The organism is Kitasatospora sp. NPDC007106 (assembly GCF_040634455.1).
Lineage (GTDB): Bacteria > Actinomycetota > Actinomycetes > Streptomycetales > Streptomycetaceae > Kitasatospora > Kitasatospora arboriphila.
Genome location: NZ_JBEYFP010000266.1, coordinates 1 through 7,702, shown reverse-complemented (window position 1 = coordinate 7,702; position 7,702 = coordinate 1). Strand labels below are relative to the sequence as shown.

The 7,702-nt window shown below is 73.0% G+C and carries 5 protein-coding genes; all 5 read right to left on the bottom strand.

Annotation, left to right across the window (positions count from 1 at the left end):
• Positions 1–1,655 (bottom strand): glycoside hydrolase N-terminal domain-containing protein (locus ABZ641_RS20235; RefSeq protein WP_359983561.1); only part of this gene is annotated, 1,655 nt, incomplete at its 3' end.
• 17 nt (positions 1,656–1,672) lie between these two features.
• Entirely contained in the window at positions 1,673–3,619 is a 1,947-nt protein-coding gene (locus ABZ641_RS20230) for a beta-galactosidase (RefSeq protein ID WP_359983559.1), read from the bottom strand.
• A 246-nt stretch (positions 3,620–3,865) separates the two neighbouring features.
• Positions 3,866–4,816, bottom strand: a complete 951-nt coding sequence (locus ABZ641_RS20225; RefSeq protein WP_344623101.1) for a carbohydrate ABC transporter permease — start codon at positions 4,814–4,816, stop codon at positions 3,866–3,868.
• Positions 4,813–5,817, bottom strand: coding sequence for an ABC transporter permease subunit (locus tag ABZ641_RS20220; RefSeq protein WP_359983556.1), 1,005 nt, complete (start codon positions 5,815–5,817; stop codon positions 4,813–4,815). Before ABZ641_RS20220 ends, ABZ641_RS20225 begins: the two co-directional genes overlap by 4 nt.
• A gap of 90 nt (positions 5,818–5,907) precedes the next feature.
• The gene (locus ABZ641_RS20215) at positions 5,908–7,584 is read right to left on the bottom strand and encodes an extracellular solute-binding protein (protein ID WP_359983553.1); all 1,677 of its coding nucleotides are present in this window, start codon (positions 7,582–7,584) and stop codon (positions 5,908–5,910) included.
• Between the last annotated feature and the right edge of the window lie 118 nt (positions 7,585–7,702).

Below are 7,702 nucleotides of genomic sequence, written 5' to 3'. Positions count from 1 at the left end.
GCGGCGGGGGCGGCGCGGTGCCGGTCGGCGAGGTCGGCGGCGGCGGTGAGCGCGTGCCGGGCGGCGGCGATGTCCATGGTGGCGTTGACCGAGGCGGCGGCGGGCGTCGCCTCGCCGGTGGCCGGGTCGACGGGGTGGTTCTCGGGTGAGTAGGAGGGCACCACGGCGATCCGGCCGTCCGGGCCGGTGCGGGTGAGGAAGTCCTCGTAGAAGGCGGCGGTCTCCAGCAGGGCGGGCAGCAGCTCGCCGGTGAGGAAGGCGGTGTCCCCGGTGGTCTCGGCGTGCTCCAGCAGCGGGTGCAGGAGCCAGTCGGCGCCGGCCGTCCACAGGTGGTGCGCCCAGCTGTGGTTGAAGTGGTACTGCAGGCCGTTGGTGCCGTCGGTGTGCGCGGGAGCGACCGCGCCGCGGGTGCCGTAGAGCCGGCGGGCGTTGGTGCGCCAGTTCGGCAGCTGGTCGCGGACGAGGGCGGCGAGCGCCAGCGAGGCCTCGGGCAGGCCGGTCGCGGCGGCACCGGCGAGCTGCAGGTTGAGGTTGGCGTTGGTGGTGAACGCACCGCCCCAGGCGCTCCCCCAGTCGCCCGTCCACAGACCGCACAGCCGCGGCGGGCGTTCCCCGGAGGAGGCCAGCAGGTGGTACCGGCCGGCGGCGAACAGCGACTCCAGCAGCGCGAGTTGCAGCGTCGACGGGTCGGCCTCCTGGCGGGCCAGCAGCTCGGCGACGGGCAGCTCGCGGTCCGCGGCCGGGGCGTGCAGGTCGAGGGCGACCCGGTCGTAGGCCTCGGTGTGCAGGTCGAGGTGGCGCTGCAGCAGCAGCTCGTAGTCCTCGGACAGCGCGTACAGGCCGGTGTCCAGCCGGCCGAGGCAGCCGTCGGGTTCGGCGACCGGGCCGCGGGCGGTGCGGGTGAGCAGCAGCAGCTGGCGGGCGCCGCTCACGTGCACCCGGGGGCCGTCGCAGCGGACGGTGCCGCCGGGGGCGAGCAGCCGGGTCGCGCCGCGGTAGCCGAGCTCGCTGTCGGGGTAGCGGACGCGCAGCCGCAGCAGGGCGGTGTCCCGCGGGGCGTCCGTCTCGGGCGCGGGGATCTCGGCGGGGCGGTAGACCGAGCGGACGGCGGCCCGCAGCTCCTCGGGCGCGCCGGGCAGCCGGGTGTCGAGGCAGACCTCCGCGTCGACGGCGCCGCCGCTCGGCGCGGTCAGCAGGTGCACCACCACGTCGTCGGCGCGGGAGACGAAGGTCTCGCAGCGCCACCAGCCGTCCGCCTCGTGCCATTCGGCGGCGGCGACGCCGGTGCGGAGGTCCAGGGTGCGCCGGTAGCCGTCGGCCTCGGCGGCCGGACGGCGGACGCGGACGGCGAAGCCGGGGTGGAAGGACTGCACGTACCGGGGTTCCCAGTCGCCGCCGAACGCGGCCACCGCCTCCGCCTGCCGGCCCGCCAGCAGCGCGTCCTGCACCTCGGCGAGCACGGGGGCGAGCAGCGGCGGCTCGGCGCCGCTCGCCGGGTCGGGGCGGACCAGGTCGTGGTGGGTGATCACCAGCTGCTCGTCCTCGGTGCGGCCGTGCACGAGGACGCCGTGCCGGCCGTTGCCGCCGAGGTAGGCGTCCTCCCAGCGGGCGGCGGGTGCGGTGTCGTGGATGCCGTGCGTGGGGGCGTCGGGCATGGCGGAGTCCTGTCGGGTCACATGGGTCGCAGCACCGCTGCGCCGTGGGGGGCGAGCTGCAGGGCGGCGGTGTCGCGGGCGGTCAGCAGGTTCCGGTGAGGGCCGGACAGGGGGAGGTGCACCGGGGCGGCGGTGTGGTTGAGCACGAAGAGCAGTCCGCCGCGCCGGACGGCCTCCACTCCGTCGGGGAGGCCGGGCAGTTCGGGGTGCACGCCGGCGGCGTCGGCGGCGCCGGCGAGCAGCCGCCGCAGGACGGCGGGTTCGGGCAGGGTGGCGAGGTAGTGGGCGCGGCCGTGCCGGGTGGCGGCGGGCATGCCGTCGGCGAACGAGGCGATCACCTCGGTGCCTTGGGCGAGGCGCAGCTCCTCGCTCCACAGGTCCGCGGTGCCGCCGCCTGCGAGGTCGGCGGGCGCGTCGAGCGGGCGCCACTCGAGCGGGTGGACGCCGAGCAGGTCGCGCAACCGTCCGTCCATGCCGCCGGGACGGATCGTGTCCTGGTCGTCGGCGACACCGGTGAAGAAGCCGGCGACCAGGGTACCGCCGCGGCGTGCGTGGGCGACCAGGTTCTCGACGGCCCGGTCGGAGGCGAGGTAGAGGTTGGGGACGACGACCAGCCGGTAGCGGGTGAGGTCGGCCTCCGGGTGGACGTAGTCGGCGGTGAGGTGGGCGTCCCAGAGGGCGCCGTGCCAGGCGAGGGCGAGCGGGGCGAGGTCGACCCGGTCGGAGGGGCGGCCGCGCTGCTCCAGCGCCCACCAGTTCGGCCAGTCGAAGACGACGGCCACCTCCGCGTGCACCTCGGTGCCCACCACCTCGGCGAGCAGCGGGAGTTCGCGGCCGAGTGCGCGGACGGCCCGGTGCTGCGGGGTGTCCGTCCCGGCGTGCGGCAGCAGCGCGGAGTGGAACTTCTCGGCACCTTGCCGGGAGGCCCGCCACTGGAAGAAGCAGAGGCCGTCGGCGCCGCGGGCGACGGCCTGCAGCGCCTCCAGGCGGAGCCGTTCCACCGGCTTGGCCCGGTTCACGCCGCGCCAGTTGACGGCGGACGCGGCCATCTCCATCTGCACCCAGGGGCCGCCGGCCTGGGAGCGGGTCATGTCCTGGCCGAGGGCGGCCCGGACGGCGGCGCGGGGGTCGGCCGGGTCGGGGTAGGCGTCGAGCGAGACGACGTCCTGCTCGGCGGCGAAGGCCCAGCAGTCGACGTGCGGGTAGAGGGTCATGAAGTTGGTGGTGACCGGCAGGTCGGGGCTGTGCCGGCGGAGCACGTCGCGTTCGGCGGTGAAGCACTCCAGCAGCACGTCGGAGCAGAACCTGCGGAAGTCCAGCACCTGCGCCGGGTTGGGCAGGTACGGGGCGGCGAGCGGCGGCCCGACGGTGGACCAGCTGCTGTGCTGCTGGCTCCAGAAGGCGGTGCCCCAGGCCTCGTTGAGGGCGTCCAGGCCGCCGTGCCGCTTGCGCAGCCAGTCCCGGAAGCGCCCGGCCGTCTCCTCGCAGTGGCAGACCGGCCCGTACTCGTTGTTGACGTGCCACATCCGGACGGCCGGGTGGCGGCCGAACGCGGCGGCGAGGTCCTCGACCAGGGCGAGCGCGTGGCGGCGGTAGTCGGCGGAGGACGGGCACCACTGGTTGCGCGAGCCCCAGTGCAGACGGGTGCCCTCGGCGGTGACCGGCAGGGTGCCGGGGTGGAGTTCGCCGAGCCAGGGCGGCGGGGAGGCGGTGGGGGTGGCCAGGCAGACCTCGATCCCGCCCTCGTGCAGCAGGTCGAGGACGCGCCGCAGCCAGCCGAACTCCCTGGCCCCCGGCACCGGTTCCAGCCGCGCCCAGGAGAAGACGCCGACGGTCGCGGTGGTGACGCCGGCCTCGCGCATCAGCCGGACGTCCTCGGCCCAGGTCTCCTCGGGCCACTGCTCGGGGTTGTAGTCGCCGCCGAACAGGATCCGGCCACGGGTGGTGTCGGCAAGGGACGGCATGGGGGGTCCTTTCGGATCTCAGTGGTCCGGTGCTACGGGGTCTCTTCAAAGGCGTTTGGTCAGCCCCAAGGGGCGCGGGGAACTGCGCAGTCCGGGAGTGGTGCTCCTGAGGAATCCGACTGCCGGGGCCCCGCGGTGGCTCGCATCCGAATTGCGCAGTCCTCCGCCGGCCTTCGGCCGGGAGGTGCCCCCACGCGCCCCTGAGGCACCCGTGCGTCTTGAAACACGCTCCGAGCCTGTCGCTGGTCAGCCCTTCACGGCGCCGATCAGCATGCCCTTCTGGAAGTGCTTCTGGACGAACGGGTAGACGCAGACGACCGGCACCAGGGCGATCACCATGACCGCCATCTGCACCGAGAGTCCGGGCACCGCACCGGTGTTGATCGCCTGTGACATGCCGGTGGGGGCCTGGTGGCGCAGCACGAAGGAGTTGAGCACGTTCTGCAGCGGGTAGCGGCTCTGGTCGTTGAGGTAGAGCGAGGCGTTGAACCAGGAGCTCCAGTAGCCGACCGCGTAGAACAGCGAGATGACGGCGACGACCGCGCGGGACAGCGGCAGCACGACCTGCCACAGGATCCGCCATTCGCCGGCGCCGTCGATCCGGGCGGCGTCGACGAGTTCGGGGGCGGTGCCCATGAAGAAGGAGCGCAGCACGAGCAGGTTGAACACCGAGACGCAGCCGGGCAGGATCAGCGACCAGTAGCTGTCCATCAGGCCGAGGTTCTGGATCAGCAGGTAGCTGGGGATCAGGCCGGCGCCGAAGAACATCGTGATCATCATCATGGCGAGGATCGGCCGGTGCGCGAAGCTGCCGGGCCGGGAGAGGCCGTAGGCGGCGAGCACCGACACCGTCATCGAGACGGCCGTGCCGACCAGGGTGATGCCGGTGCTGACCAGCACGGCCCGGGTGACGGCGCCGCCGGAGAGCACCTCGGCGTAGGCGCGGACGGTCAGGTGCCCGGGGACGACGACCAGGCCGCCGGCGTCGGTGACGGTCGCGGCGTCGGAGAGGCTGGTGACGACGACCACCCAGAGCGGGCCGAGGACGAGCAGGCAGATGCCGCTCAGGGTGAGGCCCTTGAGGCCCTTGCCGACGGGCCCGGCCTCCTCCTCCCAGGCGGGGCGGGCGCCGGGCCGGGAGGGGCGGAGCCCGGCCGCGGCGGTCGGGTGCGCGGTGGTCGCGGGTGCGGTGGTCACTTGGCGTACACCCCCTGCTCGCCCAGCTTGTGGGCGGCCTTGTTGGCCAGCAGCACCATGCCGAGGCTGAACAGGCCCTTGACCAGGCCTGCCGCCGCCGCGTAGCTGAAGTCGCCGCTGCGGATGCCGCGGAACCAGACGTAGGTGTCGAGCACCTCGGAGACTCCGACGCCGACCGCGTCGCGCTGCAGCAGGATCTGCTCGAAGCCGACGGAGAGCGAGTCGCCGACCCGCAGCACCAGCAGCAGCGCGATGACCGGGCGCAGCGCGGGCAGGGTGACGTGCCACATCCGCCGCCAGCGGCCGGCGCCGTCGACGGCGGCGGCCTCGTACAGCTCGTCGGAGACGGCGCTGAGCGCGGCGAGGAAGACGATGACGCCCCAGCCGGCGTCCTTCCAGACGGACTGGGCGGTCAGCAGGTACTTGAAGAGGGTGGGGTCGGTCATCAGGTCGAAGCCCTCGACGCCGTGCCGGCGCAGCAGTTGGGCGATCAGGCCGGCGCCGCCGAGCATCTGCTGGAAGACGGTGATGACGAGCACCCAGGAGAAGAAGTGCGGCAGGTAGAGGACGCTCTGCACGAGGGTGCGCAGCCGGCCGCTCATCACGCTGTTGAGCAGCAGCGCGAGGGCGATCGGGATCGGGAAGAACAGCAGCAGCTGGACGGCGGTGATGGAGAGGGTGTTGCCGACCACCTCCCAGAACCGGGCGTCGCCGAAGACGGCGGCGAAGTTCTCGAAGCCGACGAAGGCGCTGCCGGTGATGCCGCCGCCGTAGACGTCGTAGTCCTGGAAGGCGACGACGTTGCCGAGCAGCGGGACGTAGTTGAAGACCAGGAGCAGGCCGACGGCGGGCAGGGTCATCAGCAGCAGGGTGCGGTCGCGGCGCAGCCGCTGCCTGCGGGTGATGCCGCGCCGGGGTACGGCGGGCCCCGCGGGTCGGCTGTCGGCGGGTGGGGCCGGCGGCGGTGCCGGCCGGTCGGCTGCTGGGGCCCTGCTGGTCATGGTGGGTGCTCCGCCCTGGCCGCCGGTGCGATGCGCCACCGGGCGGCCGTAGTGCATGTCGTGGGGTGCGCCGGCGCGGCCGGCGCGCGGTCAGCTGGAGGACTTGTCGAGGATGTCCTGGTAGAAGGCGCGCAGTTCCTCGCCGCCGTTCTTGCGCCAGTTGTCGACCGCGTCCTTGACGTCGGAGATCTTCTTGCGGTTGCGCACGACGTCCTTCTGCAGGTCGTCGAACGGGGTGTAGAGCGAGGCGTAGCGGCTCGGCTCCTGGATCTGCATCGCGTAGAAGAGCGGCTTCTTGGCGAAGGCCATCATCCGGCCCATCCAGTTGGCGAAGTCGGTGGCGGCCTGCGGCTGGTCGGGCCAGGCGATGGTGGCGGCCGACGAGGCGACGAACTCGTAGGAGGAGAGGACCTCCTTGGTGCCGAGGTCGGTCTGCACGGGGGTGCCGGAGGCGTCGCGGTTGTAGTGGACGCCCTCGACGCCGAACTTCTCGAGGACGAACTCCTTGCTGCCGAACGGCGCGGCGGCGTAGTCGGCGACGGCGAGCAGTTCCTCGATCTTCTCGGCGGGCAGCTTGGCGGAGAGGAAGCTGAAGATGCCGGCCGGGTTACCGATGTAGAGCTCGAGCTTGCCGCCGTCGTGGGCGAAGAAGTCCATCGGCTTGATGCGGAACTTCGGGTTGGCCTTGGCCTGTTCGTTCATCATGCCGCGCATGACGTCGCCGTCGTTCATGATGAGCGACTGGCCGGAGGTGAAGCGGGTCTTGGCGTCGTTGGCCTTGCCGGCGACGGAGTCGGGGTGGACGCTGCCCTGGGCGTAGAGCTTCTGCGTCCAGGAGAGCGCCTCGACGTACTCGTCGGTCTCGATCAGGTGGACGAGCTTGCCGTCCTGCTGCTTCCAGTAGCCGGGCATGGTGCCGGGGACGCAGTTGAACATGACCTGCGCCGTCCACCACATGTCCTCGCAGGCCCAGACCTTGGCGGTGGGGCTGGTGATCTCCTTGGCGAGGGCGAGGAACTCGTCGGCGGTCTTCGGCAGGGTCCAGCCCTTCTCGGCGAAGACGTCGGCCCGGTAGTAGGGGACGACGCCGCCGAGCGGGCGGTTGGGCATCGGCAGGCCGCGCAGCTTGCCGCCGAACATGCACATCTTCCAGGCGTCGGTGGGGATCGCGGCGAGGTTGGGGTACTTCTTGGCCTTGTCGCCGGAGAGGTGCGGGCCGAGGTCGGCGGCCTTGGCGCTGATGGCGTTGGGGATCTGACCGTTGATGTTCCAGCCGGGGACGCAGAACAGGTCGGGGATGCTGTCGCCGGCGAGCACCGCGCCGAGCTTGTCCTGGTAGGTGACGCCGTCCTGCAGCTGCCAGTTCACCTTGATGCCGAGCGCCTCGTCCATCGCGGCGAAGTACTTGCTGCCCTTGCCCGGGTCGGAGCCCCAGAGCGGGGTGAAGAAGGTGTACGAGCCGCCCTTGCCGGGCTTCGCGGCGACGGAGGCCTTGAGTTCGGCGGGGAACTTCAGGAAGGCCGGGGTGGAGCCGTTCGAGCCGGGGATGTCCGGGGTCACGAGGGTGGAGGCCACGAACGCGGGCAGGGCGTTCTGCAGGGCACTGCCGGTGGCGACACCGCCCTTGCCGCCGGCGCGGCCGGTGCCGGAGGAGCAGGCCGTCAGCAGGCCGCCGCCGGTGACCGCGGCGGCTGCGGCGACGGCGGCGCCGAGGAAGCCTCGGCGGGACGGGCGGGGGGCGGAGCCGACTCTGTCAGCGCTGGTCATGGCGGGTGGGGCCCTTCGTCGTGTGGCGGGGCGCTCGGTCGTGGGGCGGCCGGCGGCTCGGCCGCGCCCGGCCGGCGGCGTCCCGGGGGGGTGGGGCTGTGTGGGAGGTCCGCGGCGG